The organism is Micromonospora sp. NPDC006766 (assembly GCF_040636055.1).
Taxonomy (GTDB): domain Bacteria; phylum Actinomycetota; class Actinomycetes; order Mycobacteriales; family Micromonosporaceae; genus Micromonospora.
In genome coordinates this window covers 151,279-170,035 of record NZ_JBEYIX010000009.1, presented here as the reverse complement: position 1 = coordinate 170,035, position 18,757 = coordinate 151,279, and the positions used below count along the sequence as shown (strand labels likewise).

Sequence of the window (18,757 nt, the reverse complement as noted above, 5' to 3'; positions counted from 1 at the left end):
GGGGGGGGCGTGGGTGCCGGGCCCGGGGCGGTCAGGCTTGATCCCTGCGCCGGTCACCCTCGCCCCCAGCCCCGTCGTGCACCCTGTCCGCCCGCCCTTCACGCTTCTTCTCCGCGCCGCTTGCAGATCTTGGAGAGTTGCCGTTCGTGGTGAACGGTAGGTCTCCAAGATCTGCAAGATGCCGCTGGCCGGCACCCGTGTTCGGGTGCCGGCCAGCGTGCTTGTGTCAGTTGTTCCAGTGCTGGGCGACCAGGTCGGCGGCCTGCTGCTCCCACTGGGCGTAGGCATCCGGGTAGGCCGACACCTGCACCGTCTGGGCGGCCTTGGTCAGGGGCATGTCCTGCCATCCGTCAACCTGCTTCAGGCCCTTGAGGAACGCGGTCGTCGCGTACTCGGGGTCGGTGATCTGTTCCGGGGTGCCCCATCCACTGGACGGGCGCTGCTGGAACAGGCCCAGCGAGTCGTGGTCGTTCTGGTCACCCAGGTGGCCCAGGTTCTCCAGCTTCGACTCCTGCAGGCTCGTGGCGATCGAGATGACCGCGGCCCGCTCGGGCAGGCCGGCCTTCTTCGTCGCCGCGATGATCGCCTTCGCATCCGCGACCTGCTCGTCGTTCAGGTTGATCTTCGACTGGGCGCCCTGCACATCGTGCGGGATGAGCGCGCTCATGTCCGGCTTGGCGGCCTGCGCGGCCGGCTGGTCGGCCTGGACCACGGCGGCGGGGGTCGTCGCGGTGCTGGGGGTCGCCTCGTGGTGGGCCAGCGGGCCGGCGATCACACCACTGGTGAAGGCCAGACCGGCGATACCGATAATGCTCTTCCGCAGCAGCATCGTGTTCATCGCAAGAGCTCCATTCGGGGGTTGGCGCACCCGCCGATGGGGGTCGGCTGTGGTGCGCAAGCACCGTCAGGCGCTCAAAGAAAAAAGGGGGGAAAGTCTCTGCCCGGTCGGCTCGCGGGGCGGGGCCTCTTCGCGGCGCCGGGACCATGTACAACGACCGGCGGCCCGCCAACATTCCGGGCCTCGCACACCCCGCCTGGCGGGGGGCGTCCTCCTCGGCCGTGCACCCGTGTTCAACGACCGACCGCCGCCCGCCATTCCGGCCCCGCGACGCCCGCCCACCACGCCCACAAACCGGACACACCATCCCACCGGTGGTCACGCCGGCCAGGTGCCAGGCCCGTCAGTGGAACACCACGGACGTCAAACGGCCCCGGTGACCTCCATGGCGTTCCACCCACCGCACCCAGCCAACCCGCAACCGGACATAACCCGCCCGCAGACCGCGCCATCCCGGCACCAGGGGGTGGGTGCGTGACCCGGCACACATACGATACGAACCGGTTCCGTATCGAAACTCGCTCGCTTACGCTCAGGGCCGTTACGAGTCTGCCCCGTATCGTATTTCGACGCGGGTAAACCGGGGGGAGAACCGGCCGTGGAACAGCACGAGAACACCGGACATCCGAGGAGGTGGGCGATCCTCGGGGTACTGGTGATCAGCCTCCTCGTGGTCGTCCTCGACAACACCATTCTCAACGTCGCCCTGCGTACCCTCGCCGACCCGGTGCACGGCCTCGGCGCCACCCAGGGCCAGCTGGAATGGGCGATCAACTCCTACACGCTGGTCTTCGCCGGCCTGCTCTTCACCTTCGGCGTCCTCGGTGACCGCCTTGGGCGCCGGCGCTTCCTGCTGATCGGTCTGGCCCTGTTCGGCCTGGCGTCGCTGCTGTCGGCGTACGCGCAGGACCCGGCGCAGTTGATCGCCACCCGCGCGCTGATGGGCGTCGGCGGTGCGGCCATCATGCCGGTGACCCTCTCGATCATCTCCAACGTCTTCGACCCCCAGGAACGAGCGAAGGCGATCGGCGTCTGGGCCGGGGCGGTCGGTCTTGCCGTGGCGATCGGCCCGGTCCTCGGCGGCGCGCTGCTCGAGCACTACTGGTGGGGATCGGTCTTCCTGATCAACGTGCCGGTGGTGGCGCTCGGCGTGGTCCTGATCGCCGTGCTGGTGCCGGAGTCCCGCGATCCGAACCCCGGCCGGGTGGACCTGCCCGGCGTGCTGCTGTCCGTGATCGGCCTGGTCGCCCTCACCTACGGCATCATCGACGGCGGCGAGCACGGCTTCGACCGGCTGCCGGTCTGGGTCGCCATCGTCGGCGGGCTCGCGGTGCTGGCCTGGTTCGTCACTCACGAACTGCGCAGCGAGCACCCGTCGCTGGACGTCCGGCTGTTCCGAGTGCCCCGCTTCGCCGCACCGGTAGCGATGGTCGGGCTGGTCTTCTTCGCCGCGATGGGCGTGATGTTCTTCGGGGCGTTCTACCTTCAGCTGGTACGCGGCTACAGCCCGCTGCAGAGCGGCCTGCTCTTCCTGCCGTTCGCGGTCGCTCAGCTGATCTTCGCCCCGCGTAGCGCTGCCATGGTCCGCCGATACGGCGGCCGGGCCGTATCCACCGTCGGGCTGCTGCTCACCGCCGCCGCGCTCGGCGCGTACGTCCTCATCGACGCGGACACGCCGATCTGGATCTTCTCGGCGTTGGGCTTCGTCCAGGGCGCCGGGATGGCCAACATCATGCCGCCGGCCACCGAGTCGATCATGTCGGCGCTGCCCCGGGAGAAGGCCGGGGTCGGTTCGGCGGTGAGCAACACCGTCCGCCAGGTCGCCGGCGCGCTCGGCGTGGCGGTGCTCGGTTCGGTGCTCTCCGCGGTCTACCGGGACGAGGTCGCCTCGGCGCTCGCCGGGCTGCCCGAGCCGGTCCGGGCGGCGGCCGGCGAGTCCATCTCCGGCGCGTACGCGGCGGCCGCTCAGCTCGGCCCGGCGGCGCCGAGGCTGATCGCGGCGGCCAACGACTCGTTCGTCTCGGCGATGCACTGGGCCGCGGCGGTCTCCGCGCTGGTGGCCGCGCTCGGCATCGGCATCGTGCTCCGCTGGATGCCGGGCCGCCCGGTGTCCGCCCAGGCCGACGCCCGGCCGGGCACGAAGCCGGAATTGGCCGGGACTCCGTAGGTTCCGTAACAATGTCCGACATGAGTTCCACCGCCGATGCTCCGCGGTCGCCCGGGCGACCGCGGAGCATCCGCGCCGACGAGGCGATCGTCCAGGCGACCCTGGACCTGCTTGCCGAGGGCAGCACGATCGAGGCGCTCTCCATCGAGGCGATCGCCGCCCGCGCCGGGGTGGGCAAGGCCACCATCTACCGCCGCTGGTCGGGCAAGGACACCCTGCTGCTCGACGCGCTGCGCACCCTCAAGGGGGTCGTGCCGCAGCCCGCCGGGCACTCCGTCCGGGACGACCTGGTGCTGCTCGTGGGCGCGGTCGGCCACAACATCGACCCGCGGGCCGCCAAGATCATGCCGTGTCTGGTGCCCGAGGTGAACCGCAGCCCGGACCACTTCCAGCTCTACCAGAACATCATCGAGCCCCGCCGGAAGCTGATGCGCGAGGTGCTGCGGCGCGGCGTGGCCAGCGGGGAACTGCGGGCCGACCTCGACATTGAGCTGGCGTTGGCGCTGCTCACCGGCCCGATGCTGATCCAGCGGATGCTGCGCTGGCACCCCGAGCTGGACGAGAAGATCCTGCCGGAGCGGATCGTCGACGCCGCACTGGAGGGCCTGCGCGCCCGCTGACCGGCGGCTCGGCTCACTCAGTCGTGGCACGCAGCCGGTGCAGCCGCAGCGCGAGCTGCACCTCCAGCGCCCGTTCCGGCTTCTGCCAGTCGGCGCCGAGCAGCTGCCCGACCCGCTCCAGCCGCTGGGTCACCGTGTTGACGTGCACGTGCAGCAGTTCCGCCGCCCGAGCCAGGCTGCCGCCCATCCCGAAGTACGCCTCCAGCGTCTTCACCAGCGCGGTGCCGCGCCGGGCGTCGTAGTCCACCACCGGCCCGACCGTCGCGGCGAGGAACCGGGCCACGTCCCGATCGCCGGAGTCACCGACGGCACCCAGCAGCAGCCCCACGAAGCCCAGCTCTGCGGTGCTGGCGCCCTGCCCGGCGCGGCCCAGCGCGCCCAGCGCGGTCAGGCAGCGGTCCGCCTCGGCGAAGACGGTGGCCAGCGACGCCGGCCCGGTGGACGGCCCGCTCCCCCCGGCGGTCACCGGCCGGCCGGTCACCCGGGACAGGTCGCGGGCCACCGCGCGCGCCGCGCCGCCGGCATCCTTGCCGGGCAGCATCAGCACCACCCGGCCGTCCCGCGCCGCCGCCAGCCCGCCCCGCGTCGAGGCGTACGTGATGGCCCAGGAGAGCACCCGCTGCCGCGCCGAGCCGGTCGCGGCGAACGCGTCGTCGCCGACCGCGACCAGCACGTGCGGGGCGTCCAGGTCCACCCCGAGCCGGCGGGCCCGGCCGCGCAGCGCGTCGGTGTCCTGCGCCGGCCGGGCGATCAGGTCGTCGAGCAGCTCGCCCCGGACCCGTCCCTCCGCCTCCGCCACGGTCCGCCGGAACAGCAGCAGCAACGCGGTCACCAGCGCGGCCCGTTCCAGGATCCGCTGGTCGGCGTCGACCAGCTCACCGTCCGGGCGCAGCACCAGCGCGCCCAGATTCTCCGCGCCGGCCACCACCGCCGCGTACCAGAGCGGACCCCGGCGGACGCTGCGCCCCTCGGTCCGGGAGGCGGCCACCGCCTCCACCAGATCCGCCCGGTCCGGCTCCCCGATCTCGCCCACCCGGGCCAGCCGCCGCCCCTCGGCGTCCAGCGCCAGCAGCGCCCCGCCGAGCACGTCGGTGACCGCCGCCGCCAGGTCCTCCATCCCGCCACCGCGCACCACCAGAGCGGTCATCCGGTCGTGGGCGGCGGCGGCCCGCTCCACCGAGCTGCTGTGCGCCCGGATCGTGCTGTTCGCCGCCGACAGCTCGGCCAGCGCCGCGCGGGTCTCCGCCAGCAGCCGGGCGGTGTCGATCGCCACCGCCGCGTGCGCCGCGAGGGAGACCAGCAGCGACACCTCCTCCCGGGCGAACGGCCGGGCCGACCGGTTGGCCGCGTACAGCACGCCGATCACGCTCGACCCGAGCCGCAGCGGCACGCCGAGGATGGCCACCAGGCCCTCCTCGCCGACCCCGCCGTCGATCTCTCCGGTGTGCCGGAAGCGCTTGTCCTCCTGATAGTTCGAGGTGACGTACGGGGTGCCGGTCTGGGCCACCAGGCCGCCGAGGCCGTCGCCCATCTCCAGCCGCAGCCCCTGGAACCGGGCCGAGATCGAACCGTCGGTGACCCGCATGTAGGTGTCGCCGCGCTCGTCGTCGTTGAGCGTCATGTACGCCACGTCGGTGCTGAGCAGGATCCGGGCCCGGTGCACGATCGCCCGCAGCACGTCGTCCAGGTCGCGCAGCCCGGCCAGGTCGCTGGCCGTGTCGTACAGGCCGGAGAGCTCGATTTCCCGGCGGCGCCGGCGTTCCAGCAGCGCGCGGACCCGCAGCGCCACCACCTTCGCCTGCTCCAGCTCGGCGAGCCGATCGGCCGGCAGGCCGGCGGCGCGGGCCGCGACCAGCGGCCCCTCGAACTCGATCGCGGCGGCCTCCCGGGCCAGCAGCTCGAGAAACTCGACCGGCGACGACATGCCCGCCATTGTGCGCGCGGCCACTAGTTGGCCGTCCAGCCCCCGTCGAGGGCGATCGAGGCGCCGGTGATGAACGCGGCCGGCGGCGAGCAGAGGTACGCGACCAGCTCCGCCACCTCCTCGGGCTCGATGAGGCGCTTGATCGCCGCCCTAGCCAGCATGATCTTCTCGACCACCTCGTCCTCGCCGATGCCGTGGCTGGCCGCCTGGTCGGCGATCTGGCTCTCCACGAGCGCGGTCCGCACGTACGCCGGGTTGATGCAGTTGGCGGTCACCCCGTGCGCGGCACCCTCCAGCGCCACCACCTTCGACAGCCCTTCCAGGGCGTGTTTGGCCGACACGTACGCCGCCTTGTACGGCGAGGCGCGCAGCCCGTGCACCGAGGAGATGTTGACGATCCGGCCCCAGCCCTGCGCGTACATGTGCGGCAGGGCGCGACGGATCAGCAGGAACGGCGCCTCCACCATCACCCGGTGCAGGTACTCGAAGCGCTCGGTGGAGAAGTCCTGCACCGGCGCGACGTGCTGCAGTCCGGCGTTGTTCACCACGATGTCCACGTCCGCGTCGAGCCGGTCCACCGCCGCCGGGTCGGCCAGGTCGATGCCTTCGGCCCGGCCGCCCGCCTCGGCGGCCACCGCCTCGGCCGCCGCCACGTTGCGGTCGACCACCAGCACCGCCGCGCCGGCCGCCGCCAGCCGCAGGGCGCAGGCCCGTCCGATGCCGCTGCCACCACCGGTCACCAGGGCGATACGACCGGAGAGGTCGACGCGTACGACGTGGGGGACCGCCACGGGTTCTGCCGTCATGGCGCAAGAAGTTACGAGCTGTGTGGCCGGCGGCACATGGGGCGGTGACACATACTCGGCGGCGGTTGTGTGTGGGGCCGGTCCGCCCGAGCGGGCCGCGGGCGTGTCCCGCCCGGCGGGCGCCGAAGTGGATCGGTAGGGTGTCGAACACACGTTCTGCTTGATGCTCGGGAGGAGGCGGCGTGCGGGTGCTCGGCGTCGACCCGGGGCTGACCCGGTGCGGGGTCGGCGTGGTCGAGGGCGTGCCGGGGCGGCCCTGCACCCTGGTCGGCTACTACGTGGTCCGCACCGATCCCGACGACGAGCTGCCGCTGCGCCTGCTGCACCTGGACCGCTCGCTCACCGACCTGGTCGCCGAGCACCGGCCCGACGCGGTGGCGGTGGAGCGGGTGTTCAGCCAGCACAACGTGCGCACCGTGATGGGCACCGCCCAGGCCAGCGGGATCGCCGTGCTCGCCGGGGCGCGGGCCGGGCTGCCCGTGCAGACGTACACCCCGAGCGAGGTCAAGGCGGCGGTGACCGGGTCCGGTCAGGCCGACAAGGCGCAGATGACCATGATGGTCACCCGGCTGCTGCGGCTGGCCGAGCCGCCCCGGCCCGCCGACGCCGCCGACGCCCTGGCCCTGGCCATCTGCCATGTCTGGCGCGGCGGCACCCGGTCCAAGCTGGCCGCCGCGGCCGAGCGGGTACGACGAGAAGGAGCGCGATGATCGCCAGCGTGCGCGGCACGGTGACCGCGACCGGTCCGGACCACGCGGTGGTGGAGGTGGGCGGCATCGGCCTGGCGGTGCAGTGCGCCCCCGGCACCCTCGCCGAGCTGCGGGTCGGCCAGCCGGCCCGGCTCGCCACCAGCCTGGTCGTCCGGGAAGACTCGCTCACCCTCTACGGCTTCGCCGACGACGACGCCAAGCAGCTGTTCGAGCTGCTCCAGACCGCCAGCGGGGTGGGCCCCCGGCTGGCCCAGGCGGTGCTCGCCGTGCACACCCCGGACGCGGTACGCAAGGCCATCGCCAACGCCGACACCGCCGCGTTGACCCGGGTGCCCGGCATCGGCAAGAAGGGCGCGGAACGGCTCGTCCTGGAGCTGCGTGACCGGATCGGCCCGGTGCCGGTCGGGCCGGACGGCGCCGCCGGGGTCACCGGGGGCGCCTGGCCCGAGCAGGTGCGCCAGGCCCTGGTCGGGCTCGGCTGGAGCACCGCCCAGGCCGAGCAGGCCGTCGCCGCCGTCGCGGAGACCGTCGACGGGGCGACCCCGCCGGTGCCGGTCCTGCTCAAGCAGGCCATCCGTCTGCTGGGCCGCACCCGATGACGGCAGAGAATCTGGTCTCGGCGTACGTCAGCGACGCGGAACGGGACGCGGAGGTCAGCGTCCGGCCGAAGCGCCTGGACGAGTTCATCGCCCAGCACCGGGTCCGCGACCAGTTGGACCTGCTGCTCCAGGGCGCGATGCGGCGCGGCTCCCCGCCCGACCACATTCTGCTCTCGGGGCCACCTGGCTTGGGTAAAACGACGTTGGCCAACATCGTGGCGGCCGAGCTGGGCTCGGGCATCCGGGTGACCAGCGGCCCGGCGATCGAGCGTTCCGGCGACCTGGCCGCCATCCTGACCAGCCTCGCCGAGGGTGATGTCCTGTTCATCGACGAGATTCATCGGATCGCCCGGCCGGCCGAGGAGCTGCTCTACAGCGCGATGGAAGACTTCCGGGTCGACGTGGTGGTCGGCAAGGGCCCGGGGGCCACCGCCATCCCGCTCGACGTCGAGCCGTTCACGCTGGTCGGCGCGACCACCCGCTCGGGCCTGCTCACCGGGCCGATGCGGGACCGGTTCGGCTTCGTCGCCCACCTCGACTTCTACACTCCGGCCGAGCTGGAGGTGCTGCTGCGCCGGTCAGCCCGGATCCTCGGCGTGCCGATCACTGACGAGGGCGCGGCCGAGGTCGCCGGCCGGTCGCGGGGCACCCCGCGGATCGCCAACCGGCTGCTGCGCCGGGTCCGGGACTTCGCCGAGGTCCGGGCCGACGGGGTGGTCACCCTGGAGACCGCCCGGGCCGCCCTCACCGTGTACGACGTCGACGCGCTCGGGCTGGACCGGCTGGACCGGGCGGTGCTCACCGCGCTGGTCGACTCGTTCCGGGGCGGTCCGGTTGGCCTCTCCACCCTGGCGGTGGCGGTGGGGGAGCAGCCGGACACGGTCGAGGAGGTCTGCGAGCCGTTCCTGGTGCGGGCCGGGCTGCTGGCCCGTACGCCTCGGGGCCGGGTGGCCACCGAGGCCGCCTGGCACCACCTGGGGCGAACGCCACCGAATGGTACATTTGGCACCGATGCTCCTGCCGCGCCCGATCTGTTCTCGACTCAGGCCGAGTAGCCGTGATCCGAACGTGATCTGCACCGCATTCGGTCTTCTCAGGCGCAGGGATTAGACTTCGCCGCGTTTGTACAGGACGTAAGAATGCACCTCCGCTCCGCGCCCCTCGGCGCGACGCGGAAACCAATGGGAAGGTCTGAACCGTGGTCTACGCAGCAGCGAGTGGTGGGGGAGCCGGCGGCCTGACGCCGATCCTGATGATCGCTCTGCTCTTCGGCGTCATGTACTTCATGATGATCCGCCCGCAGCAGAAGCGGCGTCGGGAGGCCGAGCAGATGCAGTCCGCGCTCGCCCCGGGCGACGAGGTCGTCACCATCGGCGGGCTCCACGGCACGGTCACCGGCGTGGACGACGAGACCGTCCTGCTGGAGATCGCGCCGGGCGTGCAGACCAAGTACGCGCGTCCAGCCATCGCCAAGGTGGTCAAGCAGGCCGAGCGCCCCGAGGCGATCGAGTCGGCCGTCGAGGAAGTGGAGCCGGTCAAGGAGTGACCGGCGGCCCCGGACGGGGCAGCGGAGTCATCGTCACAAGTGAATAGTTGGGTCGGCGCTCGACGCCGGCACGTGGAGATCTCGTTCGGCGCCGCTGCGTCGTCACCCTTCGAGGCGTGTCGGCCGGCGGCGCCGGCTCGTCGGGGCAGTCGGGCGGACACCCCCGGCCCGATATTCGTTGCCGCTGCCCAGCGGCGCGACCGTACAGGGAGACAGGACAGCCGTGGCACCACCACCTCAGGGACAGATGCGCCCCGGACGGCAGCTCGCCGTGCTTGGGCTCATCTTCGTCGTCCTCTATCTTTTGGTGTTCTTCTCGGGCGGCGCCAGCGGTGGCCTGAGAGATCGGCTGGAGCCCCGGCTCGGCCTGGACCTGGTCGGCGGCACCCGGCTGACGCTCGAGGCCACCAACAGCGTCGACGGCAAGCCCCCGACGGCGGCCAACCTCGAAGAGGCGCGGCAGATCATCGAGAACCGGGTCAACGCGTACGGCGTGGCCGAGGCCGAGGTGGTCACCGAGGGCAACCGCAACATCGTCATCTCCCTGCCCGGCTCGAACCGGGACCTGACCGACGTCGGCAGCGCCGCCGAGCTGCGCTTCCGCAAGGTCCTCAAGGCCACCGACGGCAGCGGCATGACCGTCGCCCCGGCGCCGAGCGCCAGTGCCACCCCGGAGCCGTCCGGCAGCGCCACCCCGGCCCCGTCGGGCAGCGCGACGCCGAAGCCGTCCGGCAGCGTCGAGCCGAAGGCCAGCTCGTCGCCGAGCAGCGGCGGGCAGGGCGGCATGGCCCCGGCGCCGAGCGCCAGCGCGTCGGCCTCGCCGAGCGCCGCCGAGCCGAGCGCGAGCGCGGAGCCGACGTCGAGCGCGGCAGCCGAGCCGGTGTCGCAGAGCGTCGAGGAGCAGCGCAAGGCCGTCGAGCAGAAGGTCGGCCCGGACGCCTGGGCCGCCGCCACCGGCCTGAAGGACCCGGCCGATCTCAGCGCCGACCCGGCGCTGGCGGAGAAGCTCAAGCCGTTCGGTGCCCTCTCCCCGGAGGAGATCGCGGTGCTGCCGGTCGGGATGCAGTTCAACGTCCCGACCATCACCTGCGCCCAGCTCGACAAGCGGCCGCCGGCGTCGATCAAGGACGAGAAGCAGCAGGCCGTCGCCTGTGAGTACGGCGCCAAGTACCTGCTGGACCAGGCGAAGGTGCTCGGCACCGACGTCAAGAACGCGTCCGCCCAGCTCGACCAGGCCAGCGCCTGGGTGGTGAGCTTGAACTTCACCAGCAAGGGCCAGGAGCGGTGGACCAACCTGACCCGCGAGGCGTTCAGCAACGAGGGCCAGGCCTGCGACGCGTCCGCGCTCGGCGAGGGTGGCAAGTGCCGGGTCGCCGTGGTGCTGGACAACGAGATCGTCTCGTCCCCGGTGATCCAGGGCGTGCTGACCGGTGATTCGCAGATCAGCGGCAGCTTCGACAGCCAGAGCGCGAACCAGCTGGCGAGCCAGCTGCGTTACGGCGCCCTGCCGGTGACGTTCGTGCCGCAGGAGCAGCAGAACGTCACCGCGACCCTGGGCGACAGCCACCTCAAGGCGGGCCTGCTCGCGGCCGGCATCGGCATGCTGCTGGTCATCATCTACTCGTTCTTCTACTACCGGCTGCTCGGCTCGGTCATCTTCCTCAGCCTGGTCCTCTCCGGCCTGCTGGTCTTCGGCTCGCTGGTGGTGCTCGGCCGGTCGATCGGGTTCACCCTCACCCTCGCCGGCCTCGCCGGCATGATCGTCTCACTCGGCGTGGCGGCGGACTCGTTCGTCATCTACTTCGAGCGGCTCAAGGACGAGATCCGGGAGGGGCGCAGCCCACGTAGCGCGGTGCCGCGGGCGTGGATCCGGGCTCGCCGGACGATCATCTCGGCGAACGCCATCACCCTGATGTCCGCCGTGGTGCTCTACCTCGTCTCGGTCGGCACGGTGAAGGGCTTCGCCTTCGCGCTCGGCCTGGCGACGATCCTCGACCTGGTCGTCGTCTTCCTCTTCCGCCACCCGATCATGACGATGTTCGCCCGGACCCGGGCGTTCCTGTCCCCGCGGGTCAGCGGTCTCGGTCGGGCCCTGCCGGCCCGGTCGGCCGAGCAGGCCGCCGCTCACAACCCGCGCGTCAAGGAGGCCTGAGATGGCTAAGAATGGTCTGGCGTCCCGGCTCTACCGGGGCGAGGCCGATCTCAACATCGTCGGCCGGCGCAAGATGTGGTTCGCCGCGGCCGGCCTGCTGGTGCTCGTGGCCGTGCTGAGCTTCACGTTCCGCGGCTTCAGCCTCGGCATCGAGTTCGCCGGCGGCAACACGTTCCAGGTGCCGGCCAGCGTCGGCACCCTGGACCAGGCCGAGGCGAAGGTCAACACGGTGCTGGCGGCCAAGGGTGGCGGCATCACGGTGGTCACCGCGCAGAAGGTCGGCAGCACCAGCGGCGAGTACTACGAGCTGCGCACCGCGCAGCTCAGCGCCGAGGATGCCAACGCGGTCAAGACCGAGATGGCCCAGGAGTTCGGCATCAACGCCGACCAGATCAGCGGCAGCCAGGTCTCCGAGGCCTGGGGCCATCAGGTCACCGAACGGGCGCTGCTCGGTCTGCTGATCTTCATCGCGGTGGTGGCGATCTACCTGATCCTGCGCTTCGAGTGGCGGATGGCGGTCGCCGCGATCTCCTCGCTGGTCATCGACCTGCTCCTCACCTCCGGCATCTACTCGCTGGTCGGCTTCGAGGTCACCCCGTCGACGATCATCGGTTTCCTCACCATCCTGGGCTTCGCGCTCTATGACGTGGTGGTGGTCTTCGACAAGGTCCAGGAGAACACCCGCGGCATCACCGCCAACAACAACCAGACCTACGGCGAGGCGGCCAACCTGGCGTTGAACCAGAGCCTGATGCGGTCGCTGAACACCTCCGTGGTCGCCCTGCTCCCGGTCGGTGGCCTGCTCTTCATCGGCGCGGGCCTGCTGGGCGCCGGCACCCTGAAGGACCTGGGTCTGGTGCTGTTCGTTGGTATGGCGGTGGCGTTCCTGACCTCGATCCTGCTGGCCACCCCGGCGCTGGTGCTGCTGAAGAACCAGGACCCGCGGATCAGTGCGCACAACAAGCGGGTGCTGGCCCGTCGGGGCGCCATCGCCCGGGGCGAGGTCACCCCGAAGGGCGCGTCGCGGGTCGTACCGGCCGGTGACGACGTCATCGACCCGGAGGAGGCGGCCCTCGCCGGCGCGGCGCCTAAGGTCGGCGCCCGCCCGGCCGGCAAGCGTCCGTCCGCTGTCCGGGGCGGTCGTCCCGGCGGCGGTAACCGGCCGGGCGGCGCCAAGCGCCGCTGACCCCCGACCGGGACACCCGGTAGGAACCGACTGGACGGCGTCCGTCATGCTGTGCGAGCGGCATGACGGACGCCGTTGTCGTTTTGAAGGGACATGGGACCTACCGTGACGGAGACCCACACCACCGTGGTACGGGGAGACAGCGGCCCGGCGGTCGCCCAGTTGGTCGCCAGCCGGGTGCTGGACGTGCCGGACTTCCCCAAGCCCGGCGTGATGTTCAAGGACCTGATGCCGCTCTTCGCCGACGGTGCCGTCTTCCGCGAGGTGATCGACGGGATCATCGCGTATCACGGGCGGGACTCGTTCGACACGGTGGCCGGCATCGAGGCGCGCGGCTTCGTGCTCGCCGCGGCCATCGCGTACGCCACCGGGGTCGGGGTGGTGCCGGTGCGCAAGGCCGGCAAGCTGCCCCGCGCCACGCACTCCGCCTCCTACGCCCTCGAATACGGCGAGGCGACGCTGGAGGTGCACCAGGACGCCTTCACCGCCGGCCACCGGGTCCTCGTGGTGGACGACGTCCTCGCCACCGGCGGCACCGCCGAGGCCACCCTCGACCTGGTGGAGCGGGCCGGCGGCACGGTCAGCGGCTTCACTGTCCTGCTGGAGCTGGGTTTCCTCGACGGGCGGGAGCGGCTCGCCCCGCGTCCGGTCCATGCCCTCCTGACCGTTTGAGCGCGCGCCTGCCCGGACCGACCCGGCAGGGTCCGTCCGGTGGAGGCGCGGTGTACCCCGCGTGCGGGTAGCATTGCCCTTTGCTGACCGGGCGGGTGACCGTCCGGCGGCGCGACGACCGGCCCGACGGCCGGCGCGGCGCGCGGGGCGGCCGGGACCGCGAGGTCCCCGGCGGCCGGCGCGAACCACGTCGACGGGGCGGGGCGGCGCGGAACAAGACCGGCTCCCGGGCCGGTTGAACAAAACGTCGGCCGGACGGCCGGCGCATCCCGGCGAGCGGTGAGGAGGCCGGTGTCCCACGATGTCGCCCCTCCGGTGGAGGGCACGGTGCACCCGACAGGCGACGCGGACGGCGCGGCGACCGGGCAGAACGGCAACTCGCCGACCCGGGTGACCGGCTCCGGCAGCGGGCCCGACGCCCACGCGGACGGCGGCGGGGCGGCCGTGGTGCCGTTGCGGGCCGATGGCCCGGGGGAGTCCTCCCCCGGCGGCGGCTTCGCCCTCGCCAGCGCCCCGACCGGTCGCCGGGTGCGTGCCCGGCTGGCCCGGTTCAACGCGCCGTGGCAGACCTCCCAGGTCAGCGAGGTGTTGGAGCCGCTGATCTCGCTGCACCGCGAGAACCACCCCAAGGCGGACGCTCGGCTGCTGCAACGGGCCTTCGACACCGCGGCCCGCTGGCACTCCGGCCAGTACCGCAAGTCCGGTGACCCGTACATCACCCACCCCCTGGCTGTGGCGACCATCCTGGCCACCCTGGGGATGGACACCACCACCCTGGTCGCGGCGCTGCTGCACGACACGATCGAGGACACCGAATACACCCTCGACCAGATGCGCGCCGACTTCGGCGGTGAGGTGGCCCTGCTGGTCGACGGCGTCACCAAGCTCGACAAGGTCAAGCTCGGTGACGCGGCCAAGGCGGAGACCATCCGCAAGATGGTGGTCGCCATGGCCAAGGACCCGCGGGTCCTGGTGATCAAGCTCGCGGACCGGCTGCACAACATGCGTACCCTCACCTTCCTGCCCCGCCCCAAGCAGGAGCAGAAGGCCAAGGAGACGTTGGAGATCCTGGCCCCGCTGGCGCACCGCCTGGGTATGAACACGATCAAGTGGGAGCTGGAGGACCTTGCCTTCGGCACCCTGTTCCCGAAGCGGTTCGAGGAGATCAACCGCCTGATCGGGGAGCACCAGCCGCAGCGCGAGGCGCTGCTGCGCCAGGTGACCCAGAAGGTGGGCACCGACCTGAAGGCCGCCAAGATCAAGGCGGAGGTCACCGGGCGGCCGAAGCACCTCTACTCGATCTACCAGAAGATGATCGTGCGGGGGCGCGACTTCAACGACATCTACGACCTGGTCGGGGTGCGGATCCTGGTCGACACGGTGCGGGACTGCTACGCGGCGTTGGGCGTCATCCACGCCAACTGGCAGCCGGTGCCGGGTCGGTTCAAGGACTACATCGCAATGCCCAAGTTCAACATGTACCAGTCGTTGCACACGACGGTCATCGGGCCCACCGGCAAGCCGGTGGAGATGCAGATCCGCACGTACGCGATGCACCGCACCGCCGAGTTCGGCATCGCCGCGCACTGGAAGTACAAGGAGCACAAGGGCGCCCAGATCGTCGGCCCGCCGGCGCACATCGACGAGATGACCTGGCTGCGCCAGCTGCTGGACTGGCAGCGGGAGGCGGCTGATCCGAGCGAGTTCCTCGACGCGCTGCGCTTCGACCTGTCCAGCCAGGAGGTGTACGTCTTCACCCCGAAGGGTGACGTCATCCCGCTGCCGACCGGGTCGACGCCGGTGGACTTCGCGTACGCGGTGCACACCGAGGTCGGGCACAAGTGCATCGGTGCCCGGGTCAACGGCAAGCTGGTGCCCCTGGAATCGACGCTGTCCAACGGCGACGTGATCGAGATCTTCACCTCGAAGTCCGACACCGCCGGGCCGACCCAGGACTGGCTCGGGTTCGTCAAAAGCCCGCGCGCCCGCACCAAGATCCGCCAGTATTTCAACAAGGAGCGGCGCGAGGAGGCGATCGAGGCCGGTAAGGACTCGATCGTCAAGGCGATGCGCAAGCAGGGCATGCCGCTGCAGCGGATGCTCACCCCGGACGCGCTGATGGCGATCGCCCGGGACCTGCACCTGGCCGATGTCGCCTCGCTCTACGCGGCGGTCGGCGACAGCCAGGTCTCCGCGCAGTCGGTGGTGCAGAAGCTGATGGCCACGTACGGCGGCGAGGAGGGCGCGGCGGAGGACATCGCCGAGACCGCCGTCGCCACCCGGCCGCCGCGCAGCCGGGCGAGCAGCCACGATCCGGGTGTGGTGGTCCGGGGCGTCAGCGACGTCTGGATCAAGCTGGCCCGGTGCTGCACGCCGGTGCCGCCGGACGCCGTCTTCGGCTTCGTCACCCGCTCCGGCGGGGTGAGCGTGCACCGCGACGACTGCGCCAACGCCGAGGACCTCAAGGCGCAGAGCGAGCGCATGGTCGAGGTGAGCTGGAAGCTCACCTCCGCGTCGACCTTCCTGGTCGCCATCCAGGTGGAGGCCCTCGACCGGCACAAGCTGCTCACCGACGTCACCCGGGTGCTCTCCGACGAGCGGGTCAACATCCTCTCCGCCACGGTCACCACCACCCGGGACCGGGTGGCGGTGAGCCGGTTCAGCTTCGAGATGGCCGACCCGAAGCACCTGGGGCACCTGCTGGCCGCGGTCCGCAAGGTCGACGGTGTCTTCGACGCCTACCGGGTCACCTCGGGGTCCTGAGGCGGTCCTGAGGCGGTTCCTGGGGCATACGAGAGCGCCCGCCGGCTCCAAGGCCGGCGGGCGCTCTCGTATGCGGTGCGAAGGCGGGGCTCAGCCGCCCTGGATGTCGCTCATCGTCAGCTTGTTGATGACGACCTCCTTCTTCGGGTGCCCGCCCCCGGCGTTCTCGTTGAACGCGCCGTCGTCACCGGCCGCCGCGACCTGCTCCACCAGGTCCATGCCGCCGGTGATCGTGCCCAGCACCGTGTAGTCCGGGGGGAGCTGGGAGTCTTCGTACACGATGAAGAACTGGCTGCCGGTGCTCCCGGGCGCCGACGACTTGGCCATCGCGATGACGCCCGCCGGGTACGGCGGCCGCTTGTCGGTGGGCAGGTTCTCCTCGGGCATGTTGTAGCTCGGGCCGCCGGTGCCGTCGGTGTCCCGCCAGCCCTTGCCGGTCGCGCTCGGGTCGCCGCACTGGAGGACCTTGATCCCCTCGGTCACCAGGCGGTGGCATTTGGTGTTGTCGAAGAAGTTCTTGCTGGCCAGGTGGGTGAAGCTACCGGCGGTGCAGGGCACCTGCTCGCGGTTGATCTTGGCGGTGATCGGACCGAGGTTGGTGTCGATCGTCATCGTCTGGGTGCCCTTGTTGTCCTGCTGGTTCGGGGGCCGCCCGACGTCCTTGATCTCCTTGGTGCGCGCCTCCGCGGGAATCTCGTTGTAGACGCACTGCGAGTAGCCCGCCGTGCTGGCGGTCTGCTGCTTGTCGTCGTCACCACCGAGCTTGGTGACCAGCCACACGCTGCCGGCGACCACGAGCACCAGCACAGCCGCCGCGCCGGCGATGGCCTGTGTCTGCCGGCGCTTGCGCGCCTTGGTGGCGCGCTCGGCCATCTCCCGCTCGAGTCGGGCCCGCGCCGCCGCGCGCTGCCGCTCTCTGGTGGACGTCACGGTCACTCCTTACGGTGTATTTCGGGCGCGGACGGTGCCGCGGCTGCTGGGGATGGAAGGCGGCCGGGTCAGCTGGCGCTGCTGCTCGCCGCCGCCCCGAGGTTTGCCTCGCCGACGGTGAGGCTCTGGATCACCACGTCCGTCTTCGGCTTGACCTTGGCCCCGTTCCCATTGTCCACGGTCGCCAGGGCACCGATCTTCTCCACCACGTCGAGCCCGCCGGTGATCTTGCCGATGATCGGGTACGTCGGCGTCTCGGTCGTGAAGTCCTTGAAGAAGATCAGGAACTGGCTGCCGTTGGACCCCGGCGGGTTGGCGGCCATGGCGACCGTGCCCTTCGGGTACGTCGCGGGCTCGTCCGGCGCCGGAGAGGCGGACGCGCTCGGCTTCGCCCCGGTGGGGAGGTACTCGTCGTAGAACGAGTAGGTCGGGCCGCCGATGCCGGTGCCGCTCGGGTCGCCGCAGTGCAGCGCGCCCTCGGTGGTGATCTCGTGGCAGGTGGTGTTGTCGTAGAACGACTTGCCGGCCAGGTAGGAGATGCTCGCCGCGGCGCACGGCGCCGAGGCCAGGTCGAGCTCGGCGGTGATCGGGTCGCCCTGGTTGGTGGTGACCGTCATCGTCCGGGTGCCGGTGGTGGGCAGGCCGGTGGCGGGCGGCTTGCCCACGTCCTTGAGGTTGGTGTTGGCGCTCGCGTCCTGCGGAGTCCAGAGGCAGACGTCCTCGGCGGCCTCCGGCTTCGGCTTCGAGTCGAACGCGCCGAGCGCCCACGCCGAACCGACCACGATCAGCGCGAGCACCACGGCCGCGCCGACGCCGGCCTGGATCTGCCGGTGACGCTTCGCCCTGGCGGCCCGCCGGGCGAGCTGCCGGTCGAGCTTGGCCCGCGCCAGTTTGCGCTGCCGATCCCTGCTGGAAGCCACCCGTGCTCCCCTTCCTTTACCCTGGTCTCCGCGGCGCGGGGCCGTTTGTCCACCCGTCGGTGCGCAGGTGCGCCACGCCACACGCCCGCCAGAGTGTACGGCCACCGGCTGGGAAAGTCGTGTACGAGGTTCCGACTAGGCTGCTGATGTAGACCATGACCGGAAACGGAAGGGGAGCGGACGTGCTCGTGGCCGGCTTTCCCGCGGACGCCTTCGGCACCAACTGCTATGTGGTGGCGACCGCGCCGGGGGAGCAGTGCGTGGTGGTCGACCCCGGGATCGGGGTGCTGGACCGGCTCGACGCCGTGCTCGCCGAGCACCGCCTGCACCCGGCCGCCGTGCTGCTCACCCACGGCCACCTCGACCACACCTTCTCGGTGGCGCCGGTCTGCGGCGCGCGGGGCATCACCGCGTACGTGCACCCGGAGGACCGGGAGCTGCTCGCCGACCCGGCCAAGGCGCTCTCGATAGATCTCGCCCAGCTCTTCGGCGGCCGGCTGCCCTACGCCGAGCCGGAGGACGTGGCCGAGCTGACCGACGGCGCCACGCTCAGCCTCGCCGGGTTGGAGATCACCGTCGACCACGCCCCCGGCCATACCGGCGGGTCGGTGCTGTTCCGGCTGCCCGGCGCCGGCTCGCCCTGGGAGGCCGAGCAGATCTGCCTCTCCGGTGACGTGCTCTTCGCCGGCTCGATCGGCCGCACCGACCTGCCGGGCGGCAGCATGCCCCGCATGCTGGCCAGCCTCCGGGACAGGGTCCTCCCGCTGGCCGACGACACCGTCGTCCTGCCCGGCCACGGCCCCGCGACCACCATCGGCCGCGAGCGCGCGACCAACCCGTACCTCATCGAGGTGGCGGGGGCCGGCGCCGCGCGCCCGGCCGCGCCCGCCCGCGGCCTGTAGCCGCCGCGACCACGACCTCCCC

Annotated in this window: 16 protein-coding genes; 11 read left to right on the top strand and 5 right to left on the bottom strand. The window is 71.7% G+C overall.

Annotated features, from left to right (window positions below; genetic code table 11):
- Positions 1-226: 226 nt before the first annotated feature.
- On the bottom strand, positions 227-838 hold the full coding sequence (locus ABZ671_RS12690) for a hypothetical protein (RefSeq protein ID WP_357855752.1): 612 nt from the start codon (positions 836-838) through the stop codon (positions 227-229).
- Between the two features lie 598 nt (positions 839-1,436).
- Here ABZ671_RS12690 and ABZ671_RS12685 point away from each other — a divergent pair.
- Together ABZ671_RS12685 and ABZ671_RS12680 are read left to right on the top strand one after the other, a co-directional pair.
- Positions 1,437-3,005, top strand: coding sequence for an MFS transporter (locus ABZ671_RS12685; protein ID WP_357855749.1), 1,569 nt, complete (start codon positions 1,437-1,439; stop codon positions 3,003-3,005).
- Positions 3,006-3,016: 11 nt separating this feature from the next.
- The gene (locus ABZ671_RS12680; protein ID WP_357855746.1) at positions 3,017-3,625 is read left to right on the top strand and encodes a TetR/AcrR family transcriptional regulator; all 609 of its coding nucleotides are present in this window, start codon (positions 3,017-3,019) and stop codon (positions 3,623-3,625) included.
- A gap of 13 nt (positions 3,626-3,638) precedes the next feature.
- Here ABZ671_RS12680 and ABZ671_RS12675 read toward each other — a convergent pair whose 3' ends face one another.
- Both ABZ671_RS12675 and ABZ671_RS12670 read right to left on the bottom strand, forming a co-directional pair.
- Complete coding sequence (locus tag ABZ671_RS12675; RefSeq protein ID WP_357855744.1) at positions 3,639-5,573, bottom strand: helix-turn-helix domain-containing protein; 1,935 nt, start codon at positions 5,571-5,573, stop codon at positions 3,639-3,641.
- Positions 5,573-6,355, bottom strand: coding sequence for a 3-hydroxybutyrate dehydrogenase (locus ABZ671_RS12670; RefSeq protein WP_357855741.1), 783 nt, complete (start codon positions 6,353-6,355; stop codon positions 5,573-5,575). Before ABZ671_RS12670 ends, ABZ671_RS12675 begins: the two co-directional genes overlap by 1 nt.
- A 182-nt stretch (positions 6,356-6,537) precedes the next feature.
- Between ABZ671_RS12670 and ruvC the strand changes: the two genes are divergently transcribed.
- The 8 genes from ruvC to ABZ671_RS12630 all read left to right on the top strand — a co-directional run bounded on the left by ruvC (position 6,538) and on the right by ABZ671_RS12630 (position 15,983).
- A complete protein-coding gene (gene ruvC / locus ABZ671_RS12665; RefSeq protein WP_357855738.1) occupies positions 6,538-7,065 on the top strand; it encodes a crossover junction endodeoxyribonuclease RuvC in 528 nt (175 codons plus the stop codon).
- Positions 7,062-7,664: a Holliday junction branch migration protein RuvA gene (gene ruvA / locus ABZ671_RS12660; protein ID WP_357855735.1), complete on the top strand. Its 603-nt coding sequence runs from the start codon at positions 7,062-7,064 to the stop codon at positions 7,662-7,664. Before ruvC ends, ruvA begins: the two co-directional genes overlap by 4 nt.
- Entirely contained in the window at positions 7,661-8,719 is a 1,059-nt protein-coding gene (gene ruvB / locus ABZ671_RS12655) for a Holliday junction branch migration DNA helicase RuvB (RefSeq protein ID WP_357855732.1), read from the top strand. Before ruvA ends, ruvB begins: the two co-directional genes overlap by 4 nt.
- Before the next feature lie 143 nt (positions 8,720-8,862).
- Positions 8,863-9,210 (top strand): preprotein translocase subunit YajC, encoded by a 348-nt coding sequence (gene yajC / locus ABZ671_RS12650; protein WP_357855729.1) that lies wholly within the window; start codon positions 8,863-8,865, stop codon positions 9,208-9,210.
- Between the two features lie 247 nt (positions 9,211-9,457).
- Positions 9,458-11,362 carry a protein translocase subunit SecD gene (secD, locus tag ABZ671_RS12645; protein ID WP_357855780.1) on the top strand — a complete coding sequence of 635 codons (1,905 nt, stop codon included), beginning with the start codon at positions 9,458-9,460 and terminating at the stop codon, positions 11,360-11,362.
- Position 11,363: 1 nt separating this feature from the next.
- Entirely contained in the window at positions 11,364-12,548 is a 1,185-nt protein-coding gene (gene secF, locus ABZ671_RS12640) for a protein translocase subunit SecF (protein ID WP_357855726.1), read from the top strand.
- Positions 12,549-12,653: 105 nt separating this feature from the next.
- Complete coding sequence (locus tag ABZ671_RS12635; protein WP_357855724.1) at positions 12,654-13,220, top strand: adenine phosphoribosyltransferase; 567 nt, start codon at positions 12,654-12,656, stop codon at positions 13,218-13,220.
- A 315-nt stretch (positions 13,221-13,535) separates the two neighbouring features.
- On the top strand, positions 13,536-15,983 hold the full coding sequence (locus tag ABZ671_RS12630; protein ID WP_357855778.1) for a bifunctional (p)ppGpp synthetase/guanosine-3',5'-bis(diphosphate) 3'-pyrophosphohydrolase: 2,448 nt from the start codon (positions 13,536-13,538) through the stop codon (positions 15,981-15,983).
- Between the two features lie 90 nt (positions 15,984-16,073).
- Here ABZ671_RS12630 and ABZ671_RS12625 read toward each other — a convergent pair whose 3' ends face one another.
- Together ABZ671_RS12625 and ABZ671_RS12620 are read right to left on the bottom strand one after the other, a co-directional pair.
- Positions 16,074-16,913 (bottom strand): peptidylprolyl isomerase, encoded by an 840-nt coding sequence (locus ABZ671_RS12625; protein ID WP_357855720.1) that lies wholly within the window; start codon positions 16,911-16,913, stop codon positions 16,074-16,076.
- Between the two features lie 68 nt (positions 16,914-16,981).
- The gene (locus ABZ671_RS12620) at positions 16,982-17,833 is read right to left on the bottom strand and encodes a peptidylprolyl isomerase (protein ID WP_357855717.1); all 852 of its coding nucleotides are present in this window, start codon (positions 17,831-17,833) and stop codon (positions 16,982-16,984) included.
- Between the two features lie 182 nt (positions 17,834-18,015).
- Here ABZ671_RS12620 and ABZ671_RS12615 point away from each other — a divergent pair, with 182 nt between their 5' ends.
- Positions 18,016-18,735, top strand: a complete 720-nt coding sequence (locus ABZ671_RS12615; RefSeq protein ID WP_357855775.1) for an MBL fold metallo-hydrolase — start codon at positions 18,016-18,018, stop codon at positions 18,733-18,735.
- Positions 18,736-18,757: the final 22 nt, after the last annotated feature.

Excerpts from the sequence above, each read along its gene's own strand:
- ruvA (WP_357855735.1), top strand. The coding sequence starts at position 7,062 with ATGATCGCCAGCGTGCGCGGCACGGTGACCGCGACCGGTCCGGACCAC.
- ABZ671_RS12680 (WP_357855746.1), top strand. The coding sequence starts at position 3,017 with ATGTCCGACATGAGTTCCACCGCCGATGCTCCGCGGTCGCCCGGGCGA.
- secF (WP_357855726.1), top strand. The coding sequence starts at position 11,364 with ATGGCTAAGAATGGTCTGGCGTCCCGGCTCTACCGGGGCGAGGCCGAT.
- ruvB (WP_357855732.1), top strand. The coding sequence starts at position 7,661 with ATGACGGCAGAGAATCTGGTCTCGGCGTACGTCAGCGACGCGGAACGG.
- secD (WP_357855780.1), top strand. The coding sequence starts at position 9,458 with ATGCGCCCCGGACGGCAGCTCGCCGTGCTTGGGCTCATCTTCGTCGTC.
- ABZ671_RS12690 (WP_357855752.1), bottom strand. The coding sequence starts at position 838 with ATGAACACGATGCTGCTGCGGAAGAGCATTATCGGTATCGCCGGTCTG.
- ABZ671_RS12670 (WP_357855741.1), bottom strand. The coding sequence starts at position 6,355 with ATGACGGCAGAACCCGTGGCGGTCCCCCACGTCGTACGCGTCGACCTC.